Source organism: Dactylosporangium fulvum, assembly GCF_025137375.1.
GTDB lineage: Bacteria > Actinomycetota > Actinomycetes > Mycobacteriales > Micromonosporaceae > Dactylosporangium > Dactylosporangium fulvum.
On record NZ_CP073720.1, the window covers coordinates 6,597,402 to 6,622,020 of the forward strand.

19 protein-coding genes and 1 pseudogene are annotated in these 24,619 nt (G+C 73.1%); 10 read left to right on the plus strand and 10 right to left on the minus strand.

Annotation, left to right across the window (positions count from 1 at the left end; genetic code table 11):
- The first annotated feature begins 928 nt into the window (after window positions 1-928).
- Both Dfulv_RS30485 and Dfulv_RS30490 read left to right on the plus strand, forming a co-directional pair.
- Entirely contained in the window at window positions 929-3,799 is a 2,871-nt protein-coding gene (locus Dfulv_RS30485) for a carbohydrate binding domain-containing protein (RefSeq protein WP_259857240.1), read from the plus strand.
- 3 nt (window positions 3,800-3,802) lie between these two features.
- Complete coding sequence (locus Dfulv_RS30490) at window positions 3,803-4,054, plus strand: hypothetical protein (RefSeq protein ID WP_259857241.1); 252 nt, start codon at window positions 3,803-3,805, stop codon at window positions 4,052-4,054.
- On the opposite strand, the gene Dfulv_RS30495 is transcribed toward Dfulv_RS30490, so the two are convergent.
- The gene (locus tag Dfulv_RS30495; RefSeq protein WP_259857242.1) at window positions 4,033-4,158 is read right to left on the minus strand and encodes a hypothetical protein; all 126 of its coding nucleotides are present in this window, start codon (window positions 4,156-4,158) and stop codon (window positions 4,033-4,035) included. The genes Dfulv_RS30490 and Dfulv_RS30495 overlap by 22 nt on opposite strands.
- A 1,137-nt stretch (window positions 4,159-5,295) precedes the next feature.
- On the opposite strand from Dfulv_RS30495, the pseudogene Dfulv_RS48945 reads away from it, so the two are divergent.
- Window positions 5,296-5,490, plus strand: a pseudogene (locus tag Dfulv_RS48945) (response regulator transcription factor); the annotation flags it as partial.
- Here the strand turns inward: Dfulv_RS48945 and Dfulv_RS30505 are convergent.
- Genes Dfulv_RS30505 through Dfulv_RS30530 form a run of 6 tightly spaced genes read right to left on the minus strand, consistent with a single transcriptional unit; the run spans window position 5,469 to window position 11,042 of the window.
- Window positions 5,469-6,083 carry an isochorismatase family protein gene (locus tag Dfulv_RS30505; RefSeq protein ID WP_259857244.1) on the minus strand — a complete coding sequence of 205 codons (615 nt, stop codon included), beginning with the start codon at window positions 6,081-6,083 and terminating at the stop codon, window positions 5,469-5,471. The pseudogene Dfulv_RS48945 and the gene Dfulv_RS30505 overlap by 22 nt on opposite strands.
- Entirely contained in the window at window positions 6,077-7,114 is a 1,038-nt protein-coding gene (locus Dfulv_RS30510) for an FAD-dependent monooxygenase (RefSeq protein WP_259857245.1), read from the minus strand. Before Dfulv_RS30510 ends, Dfulv_RS30505 begins: the two co-directional genes overlap by 7 nt.
- A 13-nt stretch (window positions 7,115-7,127) precedes the next feature.
- A complete protein-coding gene (locus tag Dfulv_RS30515; protein ID WP_259857246.1) occupies window positions 7,128-8,408 on the minus strand; it encodes an AMP-binding protein in 1,281 nt (426 codons plus the stop codon).
- Window positions 8,405-9,166: an amidohydrolase family protein gene (locus Dfulv_RS30520; protein ID WP_259857247.1), complete on the minus strand. Its 762-nt coding sequence runs from the start codon at window positions 9,164-9,166 to the stop codon at window positions 8,405-8,407. Before Dfulv_RS30520 ends, Dfulv_RS30515 begins: the two co-directional genes overlap by 4 nt.
- The gene (locus Dfulv_RS30525) at window positions 9,151-10,263 is read right to left on the minus strand and encodes a 3-dehydroquinate synthase II (protein ID WP_259857248.1); all 1,113 of its coding nucleotides are present in this window, start codon (window positions 10,261-10,263) and stop codon (window positions 9,151-9,153) included. The genes Dfulv_RS30520 and Dfulv_RS30525 overlap by 16 nt, the downstream gene beginning before the upstream one ends.
- Window positions 10,260-11,042, minus strand: coding sequence for a 2-amino-3,7-dideoxy-D-threo-hept-6-ulosonate synthase (locus Dfulv_RS30530; RefSeq protein ID WP_259857249.1), 783 nt, complete (start codon window positions 11,040-11,042; stop codon window positions 10,260-10,262). Before Dfulv_RS30530 ends, Dfulv_RS30525 begins: the two co-directional genes overlap by 4 nt.
- Window positions 11,043-11,145: 103 nt before the next feature.
- Here Dfulv_RS30530 and Dfulv_RS30535 point away from each other — a divergent pair, with 103 nt between their 5' ends.
- From Dfulv_RS30535 to Dfulv_RS30550, 4 genes are all read left to right on the plus strand, one after another.
- Window positions 11,146-12,999, plus strand: a complete 1,854-nt coding sequence (locus Dfulv_RS30535; RefSeq protein WP_259857250.1) for an anthranilate synthase family protein — start codon at window positions 11,146-11,148, stop codon at window positions 12,997-12,999.
- 22 nt (window positions 13,000-13,021) lie between these two features.
- Entirely contained in the window at window positions 13,022-15,742 is a 2,721-nt protein-coding gene (locus Dfulv_RS30540; RefSeq protein ID WP_259857251.1) for an ATP-binding protein, read from the plus strand.
- Window positions 15,743-15,839: 97 nt separating this feature from the next.
- Window positions 15,840-17,456, plus strand: a complete 1,617-nt coding sequence (locus Dfulv_RS30545; RefSeq protein WP_259857252.1) for an FAD-dependent monooxygenase — start codon at window positions 15,840-15,842, stop codon at window positions 17,454-17,456.
- Between the two features lie 75 nt (window positions 17,457-17,531).
- Complete coding sequence (locus Dfulv_RS30550) at window positions 17,532-18,143, plus strand: hypothetical protein (protein WP_259857253.1); 612 nt, start codon at window positions 17,532-17,534, stop codon at window positions 18,141-18,143.
- Between the two features lie 210 nt (window positions 18,144-18,353).
- Here Dfulv_RS30550 and trxA read toward each other — a convergent pair whose 3' ends face one another.
- Window positions 18,354-18,671, minus strand: a complete 318-nt coding sequence (gene trxA, locus Dfulv_RS30555; protein ID WP_259857254.1) for a thioredoxin — start codon at window positions 18,669-18,671, stop codon at window positions 18,354-18,356.
- Window positions 18,652-19,032, minus strand: a complete 381-nt coding sequence (locus Dfulv_RS30560; protein WP_259857255.1) for a MerR family transcriptional regulator — start codon at window positions 19,030-19,032, stop codon at window positions 18,652-18,654. The genes trxA and Dfulv_RS30560 overlap by 20 nt, the downstream gene beginning before the upstream one ends.
- A 556-nt stretch (window positions 19,033-19,588) precedes the next feature.
- On the opposite strand from Dfulv_RS30560, the gene Dfulv_RS30565 reads away from it, so the two are divergent.
- Window positions 19,589-20,965 carry a sugar porter family MFS transporter gene (locus Dfulv_RS30565; RefSeq protein WP_259857256.1) on the plus strand — a complete coding sequence of 459 codons (1,377 nt, stop codon included), beginning with the start codon at window positions 19,589-19,591 and terminating at the stop codon, window positions 20,963-20,965.
- A 207-nt stretch (window positions 20,966-21,172) separates the two neighbouring features.
- Window positions 21,173-21,994, plus strand: coding sequence for a slipin family protein (locus tag Dfulv_RS30570; RefSeq protein ID WP_259857257.1), 822 nt, complete (start codon window positions 21,173-21,175; stop codon window positions 21,992-21,994).
- 10 nt (window positions 21,995-22,004) lie between these two features.
- Here the strand turns inward: Dfulv_RS30570 and Dfulv_RS30575 are convergent, their stop codons facing one another.
- Window positions 22,005-23,708, minus strand: coding sequence for an MFS transporter (locus Dfulv_RS30575; RefSeq protein WP_259857258.1), 1,704 nt, complete (start codon window positions 23,706-23,708; stop codon window positions 22,005-22,007).
- A gap of 95 nt (window positions 23,709-23,803) precedes the next feature.
- Between Dfulv_RS30575 and Dfulv_RS30580 the strand changes: the two genes are divergently transcribed.
- Window positions 23,804-24,616, plus strand: a complete 813-nt coding sequence (locus tag Dfulv_RS30580; protein WP_259857259.1) for a siderophore-interacting protein — start codon at window positions 23,804-23,806, stop codon at window positions 24,614-24,616.
- Window positions 24,617-24,619 lie beyond the last annotated feature (3 nt).

A 24,619-nucleotide genomic window follows, 5' to 3' on the forward strand; every position in this document is an offset into this window, starting at 1 on the left:
GGGCTCGCCACCTGCTGGAGTTCGATGCCGGCTGCGATGCTTGTCCACAGGCCCCGCCGTCGACAGCCAGCACGCCGTGCGCTGGACAATACTGTGCGCTCTCAGGCACTCACTCGCAGCGGACCACCGACGCGCCGGGCCACTCGCGACGCCCGCCGAGTCATGATCACGGACGTTTCGATGGCCAGGAACCCCGCAAAACGTCCGTGATCATGGATCTTCCCCCACCACAGCCCGCCTGAGCCGGTCGGCAAACGCTCGTCGAGCCATGATCACAGCGAACCGAGCAGCCCGTCCGAGCGCCGTCGCGCCTGAAAACTGGCGGCGCCGTGAAAACGCCGGGCTCGACGCAGGCTCCGGCGCCGACCCGGACGCCCATCGACTTCGCGCCCTCGGCAACGTTCAAGCCGCCACCTGCCAGGCGCCAAGGCGCACCGCGGGCACAGGACGCGCCGCGGGCACAGGACGCGCCGCGGGCACAGGACGCGCCGCGGGCACAGGACGCGCCGCGGGCACAGGACGCGCCGCGGGCACAGGACGCGCCGCGGGCACAGGACGCGCCGCGGGCACAGGACGCGCCGCGGGCACAGGACGCGCCGCGGGCGCAGGACGCGCCGCGGGCGCAGCTGGCAAGGGGCGGCCCCGGACGCGGGGCGCAGCCGCGGCGGACCGGCGCCGGACGGAAGGTGATCTTTGCAAGTTCTTGCGTCGATTCCATGGCGAAGGCACTGGTCGGAGCGATCCGAGAGCGATCAGCCGCATCAATTCTGCAAGAACCTTGACAAGAATGAATGGATACGACGACGCTCTCTGCACCGCGTTGCAACGTCGGTCGGCCGCCACCGCATCGATGAGCGCAAGGAGCCTCACCGTGCCTGTCAGACGCCTCATACTCGCTGTCCTACTCGTTTTCTGTGCTCTCCCCGCCGTGCCCGCCGCGGCGGCCACGACCGTGACCGTCTACTACAGACCCACCGCCGCCTGGACCACCGTCAACATCCACTATGCCCCCAACGGCGGCGCCTGGACCGCCGTGCCGGGTGTGCCCATGGCGCCGGCCGGCTGTGCCGGCTGGTTCACCAAGACCCTCAACCTCGGCACCGCCACCGGTGCCCAGGTGGTGTTCAACAACGGCGCGGGCGTGTGGGACAACCACTCCGGCGCCAACTATGCCATCGGCACCGGCACCGTCAGCATCACCGGCGGCGCCATCGGTACGGGCGATCCGTGCACCACAGAGCCTCCGCCGCCCGGCGGGAACACCGCCACCGTCTTCTACTCCACCGCCGGGCGGAACTGGCCGACCGTCAACATCCACTACGCCCCGAACGGCGAGGCGTGGACCGCGGTGCCGGGCGTTCCGATGAACGAGGTCGCCTGCGCCGGCTGGGTGAAGCGGACCGTCCAGCTCGGCGCCGCGACCGGCATGCAGGCCGTGTTCAACAACGGCTCCGGCACCTGGGACAATAACAACGGCGCCAACTACCGCATCAACGCCGGCACCTCGAAGGTCAGCGGCGGGGTCGTCACCGGCAACGCCACCGACCCGTGCACCGCCGTCCCGCCGGACACCACCGCGCCGACCGTGCCCACGGGCGTGACCGCCGCCGTCGACCACGTCACCGTCACGCTCTCGTGGACCGCCTCCACCGACGACCGCGGCGTCACGGGCTACCAGATCACCCGTAATCCCGGCGGGACCGTGCTCACCACGGCGTACAACGGGTACATCGACGGCAGCCTGGCCGCGCGCACCACCTACACGTACACGGTCCGGGCCGTCGACGCCGCCGGGAACCGCTCCGCCGCCTCGAACCCGGTCACGGTCACCACCGGCGACGCTCCCCCGCTGCCGCCCGGCGGGCAGATGCTCGGCGGCGACCCGCGCAAGGAGACCGTGTACTTCGTGCTGACGGCCCGATTCTATGACGGCGACAGCTCCAACAACCGCGGCGGCAGTCAGCATGTCAGGTCGGGCAACGCCGCGAACGACGACCCGATGTTCCGCGGCGACTTCAAGGGCCTGGTCGACAAGCTCGACTACATCAAGGCGCTCGGGTTCTCCGCGATCTGGATCACGCCGGTCGTGCTCAACCGCTCCGACTACGACTACCACGGGTACCACGGCTGGGACTTCTACCGTGTCGACCCGCGGCTGGAGTCGCCGGGCGCGTCCTACCAGGATCTCATCAACACCGCGCACGCCAAGGGACTCAAGATCTATCAGGACGTGGTCTACAACCACAGCTCCCGCTGGGGCGCGAACGGCCTCTACGTGCCGCCGGTCTGGGGCGCGCGCGACGGCCAGTGGGACTGGATGTACAGCGAGAAGGTCCCGGGCAAGCAGTACAACCCCCTCGAGGAGAACTCGCTCGGCCGGGCCTACAACGGCGATCTGTGGTCGACGGCGGAGCCCGCCGGGAACACCTGCCGCAACTGGGGCACGCCGACCGGCTACTACAGCCCCGAGGGGTACACCATCCACAACTGCCAGTGGCCCAGCCCGACGTCGGGCATGTTCCCGGCCAACCTGTACCACCAGTGCTGGATCGGCAACTGGGAGGGCGAGGACTCGCGCTCCTGCTGGCTGCACGACGACCTCGCCGACTTCAACACCGAGAACCCGGTGGTCCAGCAGTACCTCATCGGCGCCTACAACAAGTACATCGACATGGGCGTCGACGGGTTCCGCGTCGACACCGCCGTGCACATCCCCAGGGTCACGTGGAACCGGCGGTTCCTGCCGGCGCTGCAGCAGCGGCTCGTGCAGAAGTACGGCGCGGCGAAGGCCCAGGACTTCTACGTCTTCGGCGAGGTCGGCGCGTTCGTCAACGACAAGTGGAACCGCGGCTCGGTCAACCACTCGGCGCAGTTCTTCACCTGGAAGGAGCGCCGGTCCTATGTGGACAACGACGTGCAGGCGGCGCTCGACCAGTTCAACTACGAGCAGCAGCTGGGCATCGCCGGCCAGCCGACGTCCACCAACGCGTTCCTGAACGGGAACCTCTACCACGCGCCGGACCACTCGCAGTTCTCCGGCATGAACATCATCGACATGCGGATGCACATGAACTTCGGTGACGCCGCCAACGCCTTCAACAACGGCAAGGACTCGGACGACTCGACGAACGACGCCACCTACAACGCCGTCTACGTCGACTCGCACGACTACGGCCCGAACAAGTCCTCGACCCGCTACGCCGGCGGCACCGACGCGTGGGCCGAGAACATGGCGCTCATGTGGACGTTCCGCGGCATCCCGGTGCTGTACTACGGCTCGGAGGTGGAGTTCCAGAAGGGCAAGCAGATCGACTGCGGCCCGAGCTGCCCGCTGGCCACGACCGGGCGTGCGTACTACGGCGGCCTGCTCCAGGGGACCGTCGTGGCGGGTGACTACGGCGTGGTGTCGAGCGCCTCGGGCAGCGTGGCGACGACGCTGAACCAGCCACTGGTCCGCCACCTGCAGCGCCTCAACCAGATCCGCCGCGCGGTCCCGGCGCTGCAGATGGGGCAGTACTCGACGGCGGGGATCACGGGCAGCCAGATGGCGTTCAAGCGCCGGTACACCAACGGCGCGGTGGACAGTTTCGTGCTGGTGACCATCTCGTCGGGCGCCACCTTCACCGGCATCCCCAACGGCACGTACGTCGACGCCGTGACCGGTGACGTCAAGGTGGTGACCGACGGCTCGCTGACGGCGGCCCTGGCGACAAGGGGCGGCCTGCGCGCCTACGTCCTGTCCTTGCCCGGCAACCCGGCCCCGGGCAAGGTCGGCACGGACGGCCCGTACCTGAAGTGATCCATGGCACCGGCAGCCCGCTGCTGTGTCACGTTCCCGGGTGCCGACCCGTCGTTTCCGGAATACCGCGAGCGACAGGGAAGGCGCGACATGAACGTGGTCATCCGGGGCGGGCTGCTGGTGCACACCACCACCACCGCGCTGCCCTCGGCGAACGCGGTGGTGGTGGTGATGATGATGATGATGATCGGAATCGGTGTGCTCGCGGCGAACGCCGTGCGGGGGCGCAGGCGTCAGCCCGTCATCGTCATGTAGAGGAAACCGATGATGACCAGAATGCCGAGCAGGCCGATGATGATCAGTCCGGTGGCGCTCGAGTTCGGCTGGGTGCTCGAGTCGTCGTCTTCCTCTGGTTCCACAGGCCCTCCCGGCCGGTACGCTACCGGACAATCTTTCCGAGTTCGAGCCGCCCCCGCCAGTGTCATCGACGGGTCGCCCTTGAGTTCGCCCCCTGTTCGCGGAAGTCTGCCCATACGGCCGACCGGCTGCACCGCTCGTACCGCGGCAACATCGTGGTCTCCGCCCTGCGCACTCTTGCTGCAATCCCCACCGGTAGCCGGTTTCGGCGGCCCGCGCGCCGCACCATCGGTGGCAGGGGTACGACGAGGGGGGACCCGGAGATGCACGACGGCGAATACCGCCAGCTGATAGAACTGCTCGACCGGGCCCGGCCCGGACCGCTCACCGTAGCGGTCGTCGAGGGACCGCCGGGCAGCGGCAAGACCCGGCTCCTGCGCCGGTTCGCCGACTGCGCCCGGCAGCGCCCGGCGACGGCCGTACTGGACGCGGAGTGGTCCGACGGCCTGCCGCGCCTGGCGCCCGCCGCCACGCTGGTGCTGACCTGCGAGCATCCACAGTGGATCGACCCGCGGGTCTGGCCGGCGCTCGACGCGCTGGCGCGGACCACCGCGGCGCTCGTGGTGCTGGCGCGCCGGACCGGTGCCGGCTGGCCGCCGGGGGCCGCCGCCCGGCCCGGCGCGCACCGGGTCACGCTCGGCCCGCTGCCGGCCGACGCGGTGGCCGAGCTGCTGACCGAGCTGCTCGGCGGGCGGCCCGGGCCGGCGGTCGTCGCGCTCGCCGGGGTGGCCGCCGGGCTTCCCGGTGCTCTCGGTGATCTCGCCGCCGGCCTGCTGGAGGAGCGGCTCGTCACGGTCGAGGACGGCCGGGCGGTGCTGGTCGCGCCCCGGCTGCCGGCCCGGACCCGGGCGCGGCTTGCCCAGCGGCTGGCCGCGCTGTCCGCGCCGACGCGGCGCGCCCTGCAGGTCGCCTCGACGATCGGGCCGGTGTTCGGGCTGCTGGAGCTCGCGCGCGTGATGGGCTGCGGCACCGCCGCGCTGTTGCCGGCGGTCGACGAGGCGATGACGTCCGGGCTGGTCACCGGCGCCGGTGACGTCCTGATGTTCAGCCACGAACTGGTCCGTGACGTCGTCGAGGCGTCGCTGCCGCGGCCCGTGGTGGTCGCGCTGCGCGGCGAGCGGGCGCACCCGGGCGTGCCGGGCTGGGGCGCGTTGACCGAGCAGGAGCGGGAGATCGCCGGCCTGGTCGGCCGGGCGCTGACCAACCAGCAGATCGCCCGGCGGATCGGCCGCTCGCCGCACACCGTCAACTACCACCTGCGGCAGATCTTCCGGAAGCTCGGCATCGGGTCCCGGGTCGAGCTGGCGTCCCTCTACAGGGCCTCGACGAGCTGAGCGGTGGTGAGTGTGACCGCGCACGCCCTGGCCGCGTAGTCCAGGGCGAGCCGGTGGTCCTCGGCGCTGAAGTCGGCGACGGCGTCGGCGACGAGGAACGGCTGGATGTCGTGCGCGTAGGCGTCACACGCGGTGAGCAGGCAGCCGAGATGGGCGAAGACCCCGCAGACGACGAGCTGGTCCCGGCCCATGGCCCGGAGGTGCCCGGCGAGACCGGTGCGGTGGAAGGCGCTGTACCGGTACTTCGTCACCACCAGGTCGTCCGGCCCGGGCGCCAGCTCCGCGACGATGCCGCGGCTGGCCGGGTCGTCGGTCATGCCCGGTCCCCAGAAGTCGTGGAGCAGCCCGCGGTCGGCCGGGCTCATCCGGCCCGGCTGGGCCGAGTAGATCACCGGGAGGCCCGTGGCGCGCAGGGTCGCGACGTTGGCGAGCAGCTCGGTGGTCGGTGACTCGCCCGCCGGGAAGCGGCCGAGGAAGTAGTACTGCATGTCGTGGACGAGCAGGGCGGCGCGGCGCGGGTCGGGCCGCCAGCGGGCCGGTCCCGGGGTGAGGTCGCGTACGGTCGGCATCGGGTAGGGCGCGATGGTCAACATCCGTAGAGCCAATCGTGGTCGGTGAGGGTGTTGGGCGCGGCGTGGTCGCCGGCCCCGACTGCGGCGACGACCCGGTCGACCCGGGCCCGCCGGCTGTGCTCGAAGCGGTCGAAGCCGCCGCCGGTGCCCAGGCTCACGGCGACGGCGGCGGCGTCCTCGATCGCCTGCGCCGCGCCCTGGGCGAGGAACGGCAGCATCGGGTGTGCGGCGTCGCCGATCACGGCGAGGCGTCCCCGGTGCCACCTCGGCATCGGCGGCCGGTCGGACAGTCCGTGGTGGACGGTGTCGCGGGCGGCGGCGAGCAGCTCACGCACCCGCGGGTGCCAGCCCTCGCGGGCGGCGTCGAGGCCGGTGCCGGCCGGCACGACCACCACCACGTTGACGGCATCGCCGACGGGGTAGCAGACGCAGTGCCGGCCGGGGCCGAGCCAGACCAGCACACGCGGCGGCCCGTCCGGCCAGGGAACGTCGGCGGCGGGGACCAGCGCGCGGTGGACGGTGTGGCCGGAGGGCCGCACGTCGTCGACGGTGATGCAGCCGCGGATCGCGGAGTGCAGCCCGTCGGCGCCGATCACGACGCCGGCACGGTGCCGGGCGCCGCCGGCGAAGCGCAGCTCGACCCCGCCCCGGTGTTCCTCGACGCCGATGCACCGGTGGCCGAAGCGCACCGCACCGGCGCACCGTTCGAAGAGCACGCGGAGCAGGTCCGCGCGGCGCAGCGTCCGGTACGGCGCACCGTACCGCCGCTCGGCCGCCGCCCCCAGCTCGACCCGGCCGACGAGCGTGTCGTCGTCCCAGCGGCGCAGCTCCCGGGCGACGGGCCGCACCGCGACGGCGTCGAGGGCGGGCCCGAGCCCGAGGCGGTCCAGCACGCGCGAGGCGTTCGGCGGGAGCTGGATGCCGCCGCCCCCGCCGGGCAGCGCGGCGGCCTGCTCGAAGACGGCGCAGGCGAGCCCCGCGGCCTCCAGCGCCAGAGCGGTTGTGAGGCCCGCGATGCCCCCGCCCACAACCGCGATCCCGGTGTCCGGCATGACGATCCCTCCCTCAGTAGTAGCGCAGTGCCCGGTCCCAGTCCTCGCCCGCGCCGAAGAGGCCGCGGGGCTTCATGACCTCGGCGGTCGCGGTGAGGAGGTGGTACGGCACGAGCCCGCCCGGCGGCACGGCGGTGACGTCGGCGGTGATGCCGTACTCCCGGCCGGCCGCCTCGGTGAGCGCGCCGACGGCGGCGGTGCGGTGCCGCTCGGCCACCTCGATCTCGATCCGCAGCCGGTCGGTGTCGGCGCGGGCCCGCCAGAACATGACGCCGAACTCGGCCGGCAGCCCGAAGACGAGCTCCTCGACGCCGAGCTGGGTGAGCTCGGCGCCGCCGGTCCGCCCGCCGAACGCGGTGCGCCCGAGGATCCGCACCTCCGGCAGCCACCACCCGCACGGGCAGTCGGTGTAGGCCACCTCGACCTCGTCCTCGATGTTGTACCGCAGCAGCGGCATCGCCTCGCGGAACAGCGGCGTGACGACGAGCTGCCCGCGCCCCTCCGCCGTAAGCCGGCCGGTCGCCGGGTCGTGGACCTCGAAGATCGCGCGGTCGGCCCACAGGTGCAGGCGCCCCTGCGGGCACTCCCCGGCGAGGCTGCCGGTCTCGGTCGCCCCGTACTCCTCGACGACCTGGGTGTTCCAGATCTCGCCGATGCGGGCCCGCCGCGCGGCGCTGAGCGGCTCGCCGCCGACGAAGATCGCCCGCAGGGCCGGGAAGTCCGCGCCGGGCCGGTAGCCGGCGACGGCCGCGGCGGCGGCCCACAGCAGCGTGTCGGTCGGCAGCGACCAGGTCAGCGTGACGCCGAGGTCGTGCAGGACACGTACGACCCGCGAGTACGGCATGGCGAGGGACCGGTTGTCCGCCGGTACCACCGTCGCGCCGCGCAGCCGGGCCGCCGCGTGGGCGAGGTGACCGGTGATCATCAACGCGTACGGGGTACGGACGAGGAACAGGTCGTCGGGCGTGATGCCGACCCACTTGCGGGCGTACCGCTCGGCGAGGTCGGTCCAGTCGCCCTCGGTGTAGTACGACGCGGTCGGCGCGCCGGTGCTGCCGCTCGACTCGTGGTAGGTCGCCAGTTCGGACCGGTCGACGGCGAGCAGCCCGAACGGGTAGGCGTCGCGCAGGTCCGCCTTCGTGGTGAGCGGGGCCTCGGCCAGGTCGGCGGGCACGCCCCGCTTGCGGTAGAACGGCGAGCGGGCGGCGGCCTCCAGCATGTACGGCAGCCGCTCCTGCTGGAGCCGGGCCAGGCCGGCGTGGCTCGACCAGTCGCCGAGCTCGGGGTTCGTCACAGCGTCTCCAATCGCAGCAGCCGCCGGGCGTTGCCGCCGGCCACCTTCTCCCGGTCCCCGTCGGACAGTCCGAGCGCGGCGAGCTTCGCCAGCTCGACCGACGGGTGTTGCAGCGGATGTTCGGTGCCGAACAGGACCCGGTCGGGGCCGAGGCGCTCCACCGCCAGCCGCGCGGTGACGGTGAGGCAGCCCGAGAGTTCGGCGTGGATGTTCGGGACCGGCGCGATCCGGGTGAGGCCGCTCGTGTCGAGGCCGGTGTGTCCACAGTGACCGGAGACGAACGCGACCTCCGGGTGCGCCCGGGCGAGGCGCACGAGGTCCTCGGCGCGGGTGCCGGGCCGGCCGAGGCAGACCACGTACACCGGGTGCCCGGCGGCGGCCGCGACCCGCACCAGCTCCGTGACCCCGGGCTCGTCGAGCCGGAAGCCGTGGACCGCGGGCGAGAGCTCCAGCCCGCGGTAGCCGGCCGCCTCGGCGCGGTAGGCGGCGACGTCGCGGCGCGGGTCGGCGAAGAAGAACGGCAGCAACCGGCCGGCCGAGCCGGCGCAGGCCCGCCGGACCGCCTCGTTGTCGGCGGCGGCCTCGCTGCGGCCGCCGACGGTGATCTGCTCGGCGAGCCGGTCGAGGTCGAGGAGGCCGCCGGCGGCGACGGCGGCGCGGGTGATCCCGGCGCCGTCCATCGCCGCGAGCAGGGCCTCGGCGGCCCCGGGCCGGGGCGCCAGGCGGGCGTGGAAGTCGACGGTCACTGCTCGTGGCACAGTTCGTCGATGGGGTAGCCGACGTGCCGCTCCCGCCGGGGCAGGTGGCCGAGGATCCGGTCGCCCGGTTTGAGGGCGGTCGAGTTCAGCACGGCGCCACCCGGACCGAGGATGCGGACGTGCCAGTCGTCCTGGACGATCACGTTGACCGGCTCGCCGGACTCGGCGACGGCGTCGATCGACAGCAGCGGCCGGGTCTCGATCTTGACGCGGCCGACGGTGACCGTGCGGGTGCGCCCGTCCGCCCCGACCGCGAGCACGGTGGCGCCCGCGCGCAGCTCACTGAGGTAGCGCGTGTGTTCGTGATCGGCGAGCGTGTACGACATGATCGCGCCGGCGTTGACGCGGAACGGCCGGGTCGGCATGTACGGCAGCGGGTGCGTCTCGCTGACGCACAGCACCATGCCCTTCGACCGCGACCCGACCAGGATGCCCTCGTCCTTGCCGAGGTACGTGCAGGTGTCGACGCAGGCCCGCTCCCCCGTGCCGACGTGGCTGATCCCGGTGACGGTGAGCTCGACGAGCTCGAGGCCGGGCGAGCGGCGCCCGACGGCCTCCTTGAGCCGGCCGGCCTCGCCGGGCGCCGCGGGCGCGAGCAGGACCCCGCCGGGGCCGTGCTCCAGGACGCTGAGGTTCACGGTCGCGTCCTCGACGCACGCGACGGTGTTGACGATCAGCCCGTGGGCGTCGGCCGCCGCGGCGAGCACGATCTCGAGGGGGATGTTCGTCGGGTCGCGGAACGACAGCACGGTGCACGGGTCGCGGCGGACGCTGTCGCACGCGGCGGCGAGGCTGTCCGGGTCGGTGACCTCGACGAAGGCGCCGAACCGGTGGCCGGGGAACTTGCCCGCGAGCGTGGCCGGCTCGCCGTGGACGGCGGGGTCGACCACCACGAGGTCGGCCGCCCCGAACTCGCCGTCGAGCTCGCCGACCGGTGGCATGAGGACCCGGGTCACCGTCGGCGGCAGCCCGGCCAGATCGGCCGGGTCGTCGGCGACGATCGCGTCGAGGCCGTGGTGGATGGCCTCCTGGCAGAGCGCGGCCTTGAGCTCCCCCGCACCACGGACGTCGATCCAGCACTGTTTGGTGTCGCTCATCGGGCCACCGCCGGGGTCCGGTCGTGCACGACCGCGGCGACCCGGCGGGTCATCGCGGCGGGGTCGGGTGCGGTGAACACCAGCCGTCCGGCGGCGACGCCGCCGGCACCGGCCCGCATCGCGGCGGCGAGGTGCGGCAGCACGTCGTCCCCCGCGCCGCCGCCGGCCGCGAGGACCGGGACCGGGCAGCCGGCGGTGACCGCGGTGATCGCCGCCGCCGAGCGGGGCAGCGCGGTCTTCACGAGGTCGGCGCCGAGGTCGGCGGCGAGCGCCGCGGCGTGCGCGACCGCGTCCGGTGCGCGGCCGTCGACGATGCCGGGCCCGCGCGGGTAGACCATCGCGAGCAGCGGCACACCCCAGCGGTCGCACTCGCCGGCCACGGCGGCCAGGTCGGCGACCTGCCGCGCCTCGGTCGCCGAGCCGGTGTTGACGTGGACACTGACTCCGTGGGCGCCGAGCCGCAGCGCCTCCTCGACGGTGCACACGAGGTACCGGTCGTCGGGGTCGGGCGCCAGCGTCGTGCCGGCGCTGAGGTGCACGATGAGCGACATCGAGCGGAACCAGCGGGCGGCGACGCGCCGCACCGCACCCTTGTGCAGGACGACGGCGTCGGCGCCGCCGTCGCTGATCTGGCCGATCAGCCGGTCGAGCTGTCCGTTGTGGACGATCGGGCCGCCGGTGACGGAGTGGTCGAGCGGCACTACGAGCAGGCCGGCCGCGTCCCGCCGGTGCAGGTGCTGGAGGCGGACGCGCCGGGCGAAGGTGTCATGCACTGGCATGCTCCGGACCGTAGGCCCGGCGCGGCCCCGTCCTCCACTACCTCTGTGAGCTGCCAGTTCGAGTAGTTGTCCGGCGTCGCGGCGCGATGCCAAGGTGCTGCGCATGACCGCCTTCGCATTGGTGTGCCGGGGCCGTAGCGACCGGCTGGAGATCCTCAGCGGTGAGCCCGTGACGGCGGGCGGCGTCGCCGACCTGCCCGTCGGCGACCGCCCGGTGTTCGCGGCGGTGCCGTACCGGCAGATCGCCGAGCGCGGCCTGCCCTGCGTCGACGACGGCACGCCGCTGCTCGCGTTCCGTGTCGACCGGCACCGCGAGCTGCCGCTGCGCCGGGCCCTCGCCTGGCTGCCCGACACGCCGGTGCGACTGGCGGACGGCGGCTTCGACCTCGGCGACGACGAGTACGCCGACGTGGTGCGCGCCGTCGTCGCCGGCGACATCGGCGGCGGCACCGGGTCGAACTTCGTGATCCGCCGCGAGTACCGGGCGGCGCTCGCCGACCGGCCCGGCCGTGCCGCCCTCGCGCTGTTTCGCCGGCTGCTCGTCGCGGAGCGCGGCGCGTACTGGACGTTCCTCGTGCACTGCGCCGGCCGGACCCTGGTCGGGGCCAGCCCGGAGTGCCAGGCGCGGCTGGCCGGCGGTATCGCGACGATGAACCCGATCAGCGGCACGTACCGCTACCCGCCGGGCGGGCCGACCCGCGCGGGGCTGCTCGAGTTCCTGGCCGACCGCAAGGAGGCCGAGGAGCTGTTCATGGTCGTCGACGAGGAGCTCAAGACGATGGCCCGGGTCTGCACCGGCGGCGGCCGGCTGCGCGGCCCCTGGCTGCGGCCGATGTCGCGGCTGGCGCACACCGAGTACCTCATCGAGGGACCGTCCGCACTCGATCCGCGGGCGGTGCTGCTGGAGACGATGCCGGCGCCGACCGTGACCGGAAGCCCGATCGCGGCCGCGTGCCGGGTCGTCGCGGCGCACGAGCGCACCGGGCGCGGCTACTACGGCGGCGCGGTCGCGATCATCGGCCGGGACACGCTCGACTCGGCGCTGCTCATCCGCACCGCCGACATCGACACCACCGGCCTGGTGCGGATCGGCGTCGGCGCGACCCTGGTGCGCCACTCCGACCCGGCCGCGGAGGCCGCCGAGACCCGCGCGAAGGCGGCGGCCCTGCTCGGCGAGCGGCCACCGGCTCCCGCGCCCGCGTCGCCCGCGGCCGCGTTCGGCGCGGATCCGTCGGGCCTGCTGCCGCAGCTGGCGGCCCGCAACACCGGCCTGTCGCACTTCTGGCGCGGCGGCCGCACCGGCGGCGCCGGCACCTGGTTCGCCGGCCGGCGCATCCTCGTCGTCGACGCCGAGGACGACTTCACCGCGATGCTCGCCCGGCTGGTGCAGGCCCTCGGCCCGGCCGTGCGGATCGAGCGGTACGACACCGCGAAGCTCGACGGCCACGACGCCGTGGTCGTCGGGCCGGGCCCCGGCGACCCGACCGACCGCGCCGACCCGCGGATCGCGCGGCTGCACGCGATCACCCGCGAACTGCTGACGGCCGGCACCCCGTTCCTCGCCGTCTGCCTGGGCCACCAGGTCCTCGCCGACGAGCTCGGCCTGCCGATCCGCCGCCTCGCCCGGCCGGAGCAGGGCGTCCAGCGGGTCGTCCCGCCGTACGGCAGGGTCGGCTTCTACAACACGTTCGTCGCGGTGAGCGGCACCGACACGTTCCGCTCCCCGATCACCGGCGACCCGGTGACGGCCCTCCGCGATCCGGACACCGGCGCCGTGCACACCCTGGCCATGCCTCGGGTACGGTCGATGCAGTTCCATGTCGAATCGGTCCTCACCGAGCACGGACCGGCTATCCTGCGTGGCATGCTGGCGGATGTGTTGAACCCGCCGTCACCGATACGTCACCCGAACGGCTGTTCACCTCAATCATCGACATCCCAGACAATCTGCGGTTGACGCTCCCCCGACGACATGCAGGATGACGGTGCTGAAGACCTTCGGGCGTGACCGCGAACTGGCGACGCTGCACACCGCGGTCGCCGGTGCCACGAACGGCGCGGGCGGCTGCACGGTGCTCACCGGCTCGCCCGGCATCGGCAAGTCGCACCTGCTGCGCGCGGCCGCCGACCACGCCGAAGGGCTCGGGGTCGTGGTCGCCGCGCGGGCCGCGTTCGAGCTCGACCGGGCCGCGCCGCTGGTCACCCTCGCGTCGGCGTTGCAGCAGCTGCGCCCGGTCACCGGCGCGTTCGACTGGCTGCGGGAGGACCACGACAACCAGTACCGCGTCCTGGAGCGGCTCGGCGCGGCGCTCGACGACTTCACCGACGCGCAGCCGCTCGTCATCGTGATCGACGACGCGCAGTGGATGGACGAGCTGTCGGCTCTCGCGATCCGCGAGCTGGTGCCCGCCCTGCGGGCCGCACCGGTGCGCTGGCTGTTCGCCCGCCGGCCCGCGCCCGCCGACACCCCGGGGCAGCAGGTCGTCGACTGGCTGATCCGCGAGGGTGCGGACGACGTGCGGCTCGGCTCCCTCGACGACCCCGCCGTCGGCCGGCTCTGCGCCGAGGCCCTCGGCACCGAGGTCGACAACACCGTGCTCGCGCTCGCCGGCGGCTGCCACGGAATCCCGCTGCAGGTCGAGCAGCTGCTGCGGGCGTTGCAGGCCACCGACCAGCTGGTCATCAGCGGCGGTGTCGCCACGGTCGTCGGCGACGAACTGCCGTCGAGCTTCATCACGATCGTCGACCAGGTGCTGCGCGGGCTGTCCGACGACACGCGGCTGCTGCTGCGGGCCGGCTCGGTGTTCGGCCGGCCGTTCAGCATCGAGGCGGTCGCCCGGCTGATCGGCGCGCGCCCGGCCACGCTGCTGGTCCGGATCGAGGAGGCCGTCGCCGCCAAGGTCCTCGTCGACGAGGACGACGGGCTGACGTTCGTGCACGACCTGGTCCGGCTCGCCGTCTACGGCACGCTCGGCGACTCCGTCGGCGCGCTGCTGCACCGCGAGGCCGCGGCCGTCACCCGCGACGAGGGCCGCTCGCCGGTCGAGGTCGCCGGGCACCTGCTCAAGAGCGGCCGCTCGGGCAGCCGCGAGGCGGTCACCATGCTGCACGAGGCGGCGAAGGAGGTCGCCGGACCCGCCCCGGCGACCGCGGCCGACCTCATCGTGCACGCCCTCGACGTGCTCGGCGAGCACGACCCGGCCCGGGTGGCGCTCGTCGCGGACGCGGTCCGCCTGCTGGCCTCGGCGAGCCGTCTGGAGCAGGCGCACGAGCTGGGCGAAGCGGCGCTGCGGGCCGGGCTGCCCGCCGTCACCGAGGCGACCCTGCTGCTCGGCCTCGCCGAGGCGTTCAAGCATGCAGGGCAGAACCGCCAGGCGGTGGAGTACGCCGACCGCGGCCTGCGGCACGCGGAGATCCCGGAGCCGGTGCGCGCGAACCTGTTCGCCATCCGGGCGCACGCGCTGTTCTACGTCGGTGATCTCGACGGGGCCGACCGGGCGGGCGCCAGCGCGTACGCCTCGGGGCAGACGGCCGCCGAGCACAGCGCGTCGGTGTTCGGCCTCACCGCCCGCAGCCTCGTCGCCCAGGCCCAGGGCCGGCCGGCCGACGCGCTCGCCCACGCCCAGGAGGCGACCGACCTCGCCGACCGGGTCGGCGGCCCGGCCGCACACCGGCATCCGCGCATCTGGCTCGGCGACGCGCTGACCACCCTCGACCGGTTCGACGAGGCCGAGGAGGTCTTCCGCCGGGGCCGCCAGGAGAGCGAGCGGTACGGCACCGCCTGGTCGACCCCGCTGTGGCACTACTACCGCACCGCGCTGCTGACCGCCCGGGGCCGCCTCGACGAGGCCGTCGCCGAGGCCGAGAACGGCGTCGCGGTCGCCGACCAGGTCACCGCCGTGGCGGTCGCCCTGCCGCTGCTCGGCCAGCTCGTGCGGCTCGCGGTTCAGCGCGGCGACGACCCGCAGGCGCGGGAGTACCTGGCGCAGATGCACCGGCGGACCGAGACCGGCGCGACCGCCGCCCCCGAGGACATCGTCTGGCCGGAGGGGTTCCTGCACGGCTGCCTCGACGGCCCGGACGCGGCCATGCGCGTCCTCGCCGGGACGTACGACGCGCTGCCGGACCGTCCGGTGCTCATCGGCCAGCACCCGTGCGCCGCGGCGACCCTCGTCCGCTTCGCGCTCGACGCCGGCGACCGGCCCCGCGCGCTGCTGGCCGCCACGACCGCCCGCCGGCTCGCCGACCGCAACCCATCGGCGCACTCCCTGGTCGCCGCGGCCCTCCACGCGGAGGGCCTGTTGCACCGCGACCAGCAGCGGCTGGAGGAGGCGGTCGCCGCGTTCCGCAAGACCCGCCGGCCGCTCGCGCTGGCCGGTGCCCTCGAGGACGCCGGCGAGGTGCGGGAGGCCCTCGAGATCGCGACCGGGTGCGGTGCGCACCGGATGCGGCTGCGGCTCGCCGGGGAGCATCCGGCGGCCGAGCCGTCGCCGTTCCCGGCCGGCTCCTGCCTGGCACAGCTCACCCCGGCGGAGCTGAAGGTGGCGATGCTGGTCGCCGCGGGCCACAAGAACCGGCAGGTGGCCGAGGAGCTGTTCGTGTCCCGGCACACCGTCGACAGCCACCTGCGCAAGATCTTCACGAAGCTCAACATCAGCAGCCGGGTCGAACTGGCCAACCTGGTGGCCCGCGAACGCTGAAAACCACGTATCGACGTGATGTGCGGGGCCCGCCCCACCCTCCAGCATGGCCCCTGTGTGACGCACCGTCACACGGGTCGCCGGACAGGGGGAGCCGATGAGCTCGTCGACACCGCATACGCAGGTGCTCGTGGTCGGAGCCGGCGTCGTGGGCGCGGTCCTCGCACTGGAGCTCGCGCACCACGGCGTGCGCAGCGTCGTGGTCGAACGCTCGCTCACCCCGCCCCGCCATCCGGATCTGGACCTGCTCACCGGCCGCAGCATGGAGCTGCTGCGGCGCCTCGGGCTGGCCGCGGTGATCCGCGAGCACGGCGTCGACCCGGACTCCCCCAGCGACTTCGAGTGGCGGCAGGGGCTGGACCAGCCGCCGGTGCTGATCTCCCACTATCCGTCGGTCAACCAGCTGCGCGGCCGGTACGCCCAGGTCAACGACGGCACCGCCCCCGTCGAGCTGCACCACCGCGTGCCCGGCGCGCTGCTCGCCACGCAGTTACGCGACGCGTTACGCGGCCACCCACTGGTCGACCTGCGCGAGGGCTGGACCTTCACCGGCCTGCGCGTCGAGGAGGACGGGGTCGGTGTGCAGCTCCTCGAGGTGCGCACCGGCCAGCGGCACACCGTCACGGCGCGGTACGTCGCCGGCTGCGACGGCGCGCAGAGCACGGTGCGGCGCTGCCTCGACGTGCCGATGGAGCAGCTGGGACCGGCGGCGCCGCACTGCTCCGTCTACTTCCGCACCGAGGACCCCCACCTGCACCCGCGCGGGCGGGCGCTGTCGACGATCGTCGTCGGCGGCCTGACACTCGTCTCGCGCAGCGACCGCAACAGCTGGGTCGGGCACCTCCCGATCGCCTCCGACGATCCGATCACCACCGACCCGGTGGCGATGCTGCGCAGCCGGCTCGGCAGCGGGCTGGCCACGCCGGAGGTTCTCGGGGTGACGCAGTGGGACGACTCGCTCGCGGTCGCCGGCACGTATCGGCGCAGGCGGGTCTTCCTCGTCGGTGAGGCCGCGCACCGGTTCCACCCGGTCAGCGACAACGTGGACACGAGCATCGGCGACGCCGTCGACCTGGGCTGGAAGCTCGCCGCCGTGGTGAACGGCTGGGGCGGCCCCGGCCTGCTCGCCAGCTACGAGCTGGAGCGCCGGCCGCGGGCGCTGATGGACCGGGAACTGCTGGCGCGGTCGCTGGAGACGCGGCGCCGGTTCGGCCGGCTCGCCGCGGCCGGCGCCTCGCGCGAGTTCCTCGCCGGGGTGCTGCACCAGGAGACGCACCAGGTGGACACCATGGGCATCCAGTTCGGCGGCCGCTACGCCGCGTCGTCGGTGATCTGGTACGACCGCGGCACCCCGCCCGACCTCAACGGCCACCGGGTCAAGCCGACGACCTGGCCGGGTGGTCGCGCGCCGGCCGTCCGCCTGGCCGACGGTTCCCAGCTGTTCGACCACCTCGGCCGGGAGCTCACCCTGGTCGACCTGACCGACGGCGCGCTGGGCGGGCCGCTCGCGGCGGCGGCGAACCGGCGCGGGATCCCCGTGGCGCACCTGCCGGTCACCGATCCGGCGGTACGCGCGTGCTGGGAGCGCCCGCTGGTGCTGGTCCGGCCGGACCACCACGTCGCCTGGCGGTCCGACAACTCCGTCGGCGACTGGGACGCGGTCCTCGACCACGTCGTCGGCCGGGACGCGGGGCAGCTGGCAAAGACCACGTGAATACGTCATGCCGTGGCGGCAGCCGCCCGGACAGTCTCGACCGTACGTAAGCGCCATCGACAAGGGGCCCGACCGATGACTCTGACGATCATCAACACTCCGGAACTCGACAACACCGTCGTCGGACGGTGGCACCGGCGCCTGTCCGGCAACTCGTCGGCGAAACGCAGCCACTGGCGGACGAAGACCATCTACTTCCAGGCCGTGGCCAAGCTCGTCGAGACCCACCCCGGCGCCAACCTGACCTGGAAGAGCATCGTCGACGCCGCCTCGCCGCGGGGCAGCCGCAGCACGTTCTACGAGGTCGCCGGCGCGCATGCCCGCCACCCCCTCATCGACGACCTCATCCGCGACGGCCGGACCGACTCGATCCAGCTCGCGCTCGTGTACCAGCGCAACGACGCCGTGGCACAGCTGGTCGACGAGACGAAGGTATGGTCATACTGGCCGTTCCGCGAGCGCCTGCTGGCCTCGCTGACCTCCGCGCCGCACCCGCCGCACGCGATGGAGGAGGCGCTGGCCCACTCCCTCGCCGCCTGGGCGAAGCACCACCCCCGCCTGGCCGCGGCCCAGGACCACACCCCGCCGATCTGCACGGTCGAGGACCTGGTGGTCGTGATGAACGGCCGCCTGGCCGCGATGCGTGCCGCGGTCCTGCTGGCCGAGCGCATCCGCCGGGCGGTCTGACCCCACCACCCGGCGCGATGCCCGCCGCGCAGCGGGCATCGCGCCGCCGTTCTTCGACCGGCCCCATGCGCGGCTCACCGAGGCCGGGTCGTCCCAATCTGGCGCGGCGAGCAGTGCAGGACCACCGCCCCGGCCTCGGTGAGCCGCGCTGGTCGTCACAGCGGCGGGCCGCCTCGACCACCAACCGCCCGGACGCTGCGTGCCCGGCGGTCACAGGGCGCTGTCGATCTGCTCCTTCAGCTTGGACTTCGGGCGGGCGCCGACGATCTGGGAGACCAGCTCGCCGCCGCGGAACAGGCTCAGTGTGGGCATCGACAGCACGCCGTATCTGCGGACCGTCTCCGGGTTGTGGTCGGCGTCGAGCTTGACGATCCGTGCCCGACCCTCGTATTCGGCCGCGAGTTCCTCCAGCACCGGCGCGATGCGATGGCAGGGCGGGCACCACTCGGCCCAGAAGTCGACCAGCACGGGCAGGTCGCTGCCGAGGACCTCGGTGGCGAAGGTGGCGTCAGTCACGTCGGTGGTCATCACTCATCTCCTCGTCGAGCGCCTGGGCGAGCTCGTGTCGCACGGTGTTGCGGACCGCCTGGAGATGGGCGATGCAGGCATCGAGGTCGGCCAGCTTCCGGCTCAGGACCTCGATCGACCCCGGGCAGTGGGCGCCCGAGGCGCGACCCGAGCGCAGGCACTCGACGAAGGGGCGCGTCTCCTCGAGGTTGAAGCCGATCTCCAGCAGGGAACGGATCTCCCGCACCAGCCGGAGGTCGACCTCGTCGTAGTCGCGATAGCCGTTGGTCGTCCGGCGGGCCCGGATGAGGCCGTGCTGCTCGTAGTAGCGCAGCGCACGGGTGCTCGTGCCCGCCCGCTCCGCCAGCTCTCCGATCCGCATGACGCCAACCGTAAACGTTGACGCCGACGTCAACGCCAGCCCGACCGGCGGCGGCACACCGCGACGGTCACGCCGGCGGCAGGCCCTCGATCCGGCGGGCGTGCTCGATCATCCCCGGTCGGTGGCGAGCCAGAGCCCGCAGGGTGCGGGCGGCCCCGGCACTCCCGCTCCACCTGCTTCAGCCCCATTTTCCCCCTCTGCCCCGAGTGCGTGAATAAGCGCGAAGTGGTCCCCAAGGCCCTGATCTGCCGCCCTCGCCAACCGGTCGGCCCTTGCAGTCCGGTTGCGCGATGCGGAAGGCTGAACGACAGGGCAGGCGGCCTCGACCGGAGGAGGGGCCGGTCGAGGCCATGCGGCCCCCATCAGATGGTGACGAACTGAGCGCGATCACACGCACGGAGCTCAGTCATCGGCTGATCACCGTCCGGGCCGCGATGTCACAACCTCGAGCACGAGGACATGGCGACGATGGCCGGCTTCACCGTGGACCCACCGGGATGAAACCGGATGAAACGGGGTAGCCGCTCATTCTCCGTCAACCTGGGAGGTCGCCGACATGGCCGGCTACCCTGCCGCGCAGCCCGCGCGCGCCACCGTCACCGTTCACTGGTCGATCCTCGGACCCGCTCTCGTCGCCGCGCTGGGCGGCTTCCTGTTCGGTTACGACACCGGCGTCATCTCCGCCGCCCTGCTGTACCTCGCCCCCGCGTTCAACCTGTCCAGCGGCCAGCAGGAGGTGGTTGTCGCCTCGCTGCTGCTCGGCGCGATCGTCGGGGTCGTCAGCGGCGGCCCGCTCGTCGACCGGTTCGGCCGGCGGCGGCTGCTCATCGTGTCCGCGGCGGTGTTCTGCGCCGGCGCGCTCGTCGCCGCGCTCACCCCGAACGCGGTGGTGCTCATCGCCGCCCGGTTCGTGCTCGGCCTCGCGATCGGCACGTCGTCGCTGGTCGTGCCGACGTACATCGCGGAGATGGCGCCGCGGGAGACACGCGGCCGGCTGGTGTCCCTGCAACAGCTGATGATCACGGTCGGCATCTTCGTGTCGTACCTCGTGGGCTTCGCCTTCTCGCCGAGCCACGGCTGGCGGTGGATGCTGGGCCTGGCCGCGGTCCCGGCCGCCGTGATGCTCCTCGGCCTGCTCGGCCTGGCGGAGAGCCCGCGCTGGCTGCTGTCCCGCGGCCGGGAGGACGAGGCCCGCGCGGTCATGCTCCGTTCACGCAGCCCGAGCGAGGCCGACGAGGAGCTGGCCGAGATGCGGGCCGTCACCGCCACCGAGCGCGGCATGACGATCCGCGACGTCTTCGGCCGGCAGCTGCGCCCGGCGGTCCTGCTCGGCGTCGCGGTCGCCGCGACCAACCAGCTCGTCGGCGTCAACGCGGTCATCTACTACACCCCGACGCTGCTGACCCGCGCCGGGTTCGGCGACACGGCGGCACTCGTGTCGACGGTCGGCATCGGCCTGGTCAACATGCTCGTCACGATCGGCGCGCTCCTCGTCATCGACCGGATCGGCCGGCGGCCGCTGCTGCTGGGTGGCACCGCGATCGTCGTCGTCAGCCTGGTGGCACTCGGCGCGCTGTACCTGCTGCCCAGCCAGACCGGCGTGGTCGGGGTCCTGCTGGTGGCGGTCCTGTGCGTGTACATCGCCGCGTTCGCCGCCAGCCTCGGCCTCGGCATCTGGCTCATCAACAGCGAGATCTTCCCGACCGCGGTGCGCGGCAAGGCGGCGAGCGCCGGCACGGTCACCCACTGGACGCTCGACTTCCTGATCTCCCTGACCGTCCTCACGACGATCGCGCTGTTGAGCGCCACCGGCCTGTTCTGGCTCTACGCGGTCTTCGGCGTGATCGGCCTGCTGTACCTCCACCGCCACCTGCCCGAGACGAAGGGCCGGTCGCTGGAGGACATCGAGCACAAGCTGCGCGGCGCGCGCTGATTTTCGATTGCCGCCGGCGCCGATGGTTGAGATCGTGAATGCGGCCCCGGCGGCTTCAGAAGCCAAGCGCCGTCGCAGGTGACGCACTGGCGATCACACCACGCTCGTACACCTGCCATCACTGGCGTCCGATCCCTTCACATCGGATCCGCTACGGGGCCACCCCACATCCTCCGGAGGTGTCCCATCACGACGAACCACGTCATCGTGCGCAGCACGCACCGGGGCCTGCGCTACGTCGACGGCCGCTTCGACGCCCTGCTCGAGCCCGGGCGGTACGAGTTGCCGTCGCGCCGTTTCGGCCGGTCCCACGCGGCCGTCGAGATCGTGCAGGTCGACATGCGGCAGCGGGAGTTCACGATCAAGGGCCAGGAGATCCTCACCGCCGACAAGGTCGCGGTACGGGTCAGCATCATCACGCAGTACCGCGTGACGGACCCCGTCGCCGCCGTCGAGCGTGTCGAGACGTACGAGGACCGCCTCTACAGCGACGTCCAGCTGGCCGCCCGCCGCTCGCTCGCGTCCATGACGCTCGAGGCCATCCTGACCAACCGCAACCAGCTCAGCGAGGACATCCTGCGTGACGTCGAGACGGTCGCCAGCGGCTACGGCGTGGAGATCCTCCGTGCCGACGTCAAGGACCTGGCGTTCCCCGGCAACCTGCAGGACATCATGAACCGCGTCCTGGCCGCCGAGCGGCTCGCCGAGGCGCAGCTCGTCGAGGCCCGCACGAAGTCGGAGCGGGAGGCGCTGGAGGCGACGTCGCGGGCCGACGCGGAGCGGGTGGCCGCGCAGGCACGCGCCGACACGACCCGGCTGGCCGCCGAGGCGGACGCCGCGGCGAAGCGGATCCGGGCCGACGCGGACGTCGACGCGCTGCAGCGGCTGTCGGCCGCGGCCGCCGCCTACGCCGAGCACCCCGCTCTGCTGCGCCTGCGGGAGCTGGAGACGCTGGGCGCGCTCGGCGGCAACTCCGGCGCCCGGCTGTACATCGGCTTCGACAAGCACAGCGACGGCCTGTCCGACTGAGGCGGCTTTCTCAGCAGACCTCCCGGCGGACGATCTCCGCCGGGATCCGCTCCTCCTCCTCGTGGATGTAGACGCCGCCGCGCAGCAGCGAGACGACCGCGCCGAGGAGCGCGAGCGCGGTGGCGAGCACGAACACCACCACGAGGCCGTCGTGGAACGGCCCGGCCAGCAGCTTGGGCAGGAACGTGCGGCTGGTCAGCGTGGCGACCGTCGTCGGCGGCAGCTGGCCGAGCACACCGGCGGCGGACAGCAGCACCGCCAGCGGGTTGATGCCGAGGAACGCGGCGAACATCAGCTGGACCGGCGGCACGGCCGCCACCGCCTCGACCGCGTGCGTCGGCACGCCCTGCGCGGTCAGCTCGGTCCGCAGCGTGTCCGGCAACGACCGGGACAGGCCGGCGACCAGCAGCGAGAAGAACACCCCGATGGACAGCACCATGCCGGTGTTCTGGAAGGTCGCCCGGATGCCGGAGGCGGCGCCCCGCTCGGCGGCCGGCACCGAGTTCATCACGGCGCTGGTGTTCGGGGCGGAGAACAGCCCGGAGCCGATCCCGTTGACGGCCAGCAGCACCGCGAACGCCGGGTAGTCGAAGTCGACCGGGAGCAGCAGCAGGCCGATGAAACTCGCGGCCATGACGAGCAGCCCGCCGGTGGCGAACAGCCGTGCGCCGTACCGGTCGGAGAGGTGGCCCGACACCGGCCCGGCGACCACAAACCCGATCGTCAGCGGCAGCAGGTAGATGCCGGCCCACAGCGGGGTCGCGCTGAACTCGTAGCCGTGCAGCGGCAGCCAGATGCCCTGCAGCCAGATGATGAGCATGAACTGCAGCCCGCCGCGCGCGACCGCGTTGAGCAACGTCGCCACATTGCCGGCCCAGAACGCCTGGATCCGGAACAGCCGCAGGTTGAACATCGGGTCGCGGACCCGGGTCTCGATCACGCAGAAGGCGGCGAGCAGCAGCACGCCCAGGGCCAGCCCGCCGACGACCCAGGGGTTGGTCCAGCCCTCGGTGTGCCCGCGGTACGGCTGGATCCCGTACGTCACCGCGGCCAGCACCGTCGTCAGGCCGACCGCGAAGGTGAGGTTGCCCCACCAGTCGATGCACACGTCCTGCCGCGGGGAGACGGTCTCGTGCAGGTTCCGGTAGGACCACCACGTGCCTGCCCCGCCGACGACCACGCTCACCCAGAAGATCGCCTGCCAGTGCCAGGCGGAGAGCACGCCGCCGAGCACCAGCCCGAGGAACGTGCCGGCGAGCCCGGCGACCTGGTTCACGCCCAGTGCCGTGCCCCGCCGTCGCGGCGGGAACGCGTCGGTGATGATGGCCGTCGAGTTGGCCATCAGCATGGCGCCGCCGACGCCCTGGACGAGCCGCCAGCCGATCAGCCACAGCGCACCCGGCTCACCCGACAGCGGGGTCAGTGCGAGCGCGACCGACGCGGCGGTGAACACCGCGAACCCGGCGTTGTAGATGCGCACCTTGCCGTACAGGTCGCCCAGCCGGCCGAGGCTGACCACCAGGACCGCGGTCACGAGCATGTAGCCCATCAGCATCCACAGCAGGTAGCTGACGTTGCCCCGGGCGAGCGGGTCGAGGTGGATGCCGTCGAAGATGGCCGGCAGCGAGATGATGACGATGGAGGCGTTGACGGTTGCCAGCAGCATGCCCACGGTGGTGTTCGACAGGACCGACCAGCCACTGCGTGCCGCCATGCCCCTACTGTCCGCCTCCGCAGGCCGCCGCGGGTGGCCTGCGGCGGGTGGTCGTGCGTGCGGCACGCCGCGGGCCGGGTCGTAGGCTGATCAGCATGGCTGAGCGACCACAGGGGACCCACGTCGGGCGGGTCGTGCGCACGGAGCGGCTCACACCGCACATGCAGCGCGTCGTGCTGAGCGGCGAGGGACTGGACCGGTTCGACGCCGGCACGTACACGGACCACTACGTCAAGCTGCTGTTCCCGGCGGACGGGGTGACCTATCCGGTGCCGTTCGACCTGGCCACGATCCGGGCCACGATGCCGCGGGAACAGTGGCCGGCCGTTCGGACGTACTCGGTGCGGTCGTGGGACCCGCAGACCCGGGAACTGGTGCTCGACTTCGTCCTGCACGGCGACACCGGCCTGGCCGCCCAGTGGTCGGTGCGCGCCCGGCCGGGCGACCTGCTGCGCTTCGGCGGCCCCGGCGGCGCCTACGCGCCCGATCCGAAGGCGGACCGGCACCTGCTGGCCGGCGACGAGAGCGCACTGCCGGCGATCGCGGCGTCCGTCGAGCGGCTGCCCTGGGACGCCGTGCACGTGGCGCTCGTCGAGGTGGAGGGCCCCGCCGACGAGCAGGACATCCCGGGCATCACCTGGGTGCACCGCGGCAACGCCCCGGTCGGGTCGGCGCTCGTGCCCGCCGTGCTCGGCCTGCCGGTGCCGGAGGGTGACGTCCAGGCGTTCGTCCACGGCGAGGCCGGCTTCGTCAAGGAGCTGCGGCGCTACCTGCGCGTCGAGCGTGGCATCCCGCGCGAGCGGCTCTCCATCTCCGGCTACTGGCGGCTCGGCCACAACGAGGACGGCTGGCAGGCCAGCAAGCGGGAGTGGAACGCCCGGATCGAGGCGGAGCAGGAGCCGGCGTAGCGC

Coding starts and splice junctions, on each gene's coding strand:
- Dfulv_RS30490 (WP_259857241.1), top strand. CDS start 3,803: ATGGCACCGGCAGCCCGCTGCTGTGTCACGTTCCCGGGTGCCGACCCG.
- Dfulv_RS30505 (WP_259857244.1), bottom strand. CDS start 6,083: ATGTTGACCATCGCGCCCTACCCGATGCCGACCGTACGCGACCTCACC.
- Dfulv_RS30510 (WP_259857245.1), bottom strand. CDS start 7,114: ATGCCGGACACCGGGATCGCGGTTGTGGGCGGGGGCATCGCGGGCCTC.
- Dfulv_RS30525 (WP_259857248.1), bottom strand. CDS start 10,263: ATGAGCGACACCAAACAGTGCTGGATCGACGTCCGTGGTGCGGGGGAG.
- Dfulv_RS30530 (WP_259857249.1), bottom strand. CDS start 11,042: ATGCCAGTGCATGACACCTTCGCCCGGCGCGTCCGCCTCCAGCACCTG.
- Dfulv_RS30535 (WP_259857250.1), top strand. CDS start 11,146: ATGACCGCCTTCGCATTGGTGTGCCGGGGCCGTAGCGACCGGCTGGAG.
- Dfulv_RS30540 (WP_259857251.1), top strand. CDS start 13,022: ATGACGGTGCTGAAGACCTTCGGGCGTGACCGCGAACTGGCGACGCTG.
- Dfulv_RS30545 (WP_259857252.1), top strand. CDS start 15,840: ATGAGCTCGTCGACACCGCATACGCAGGTGCTCGTGGTCGGAGCCGGC.
- Dfulv_RS30550 (WP_259857253.1), top strand. CDS start 17,532: ATGACTCTGACGATCATCAACACTCCGGAACTCGACAACACCGTCGTC.
- trxA (WP_259857254.1), bottom strand. CDS start 18,671: ATGACCACCGACGTGACTGACGCCACCTTCGCCACCGAGGTCCTCGGC.
- Dfulv_RS30560 (WP_259857255.1), bottom strand. CDS start 19,032: ATGCGGATCGGAGAGCTGGCGGAGCGGGCGGGCACGAGCACCCGTGCG.
- Dfulv_RS30565 (WP_259857256.1), top strand. CDS start 19,589: ATGGCCGGCTACCCTGCCGCGCAGCCCGCGCGCGCCACCGTCACCGTT.
- Dfulv_RS30575 (WP_259857258.1), bottom strand. CDS start 23,708: ATGGCGGCACGCAGTGGCTGGTCGGTCCTGTCGAACACCACCGTGGGC.
- Dfulv_RS30580 (WP_259857259.1), top strand. CDS start 23,804: ATGGCTGAGCGACCACAGGGGACCCACGTCGGGCGGGTCGTGCGCACG.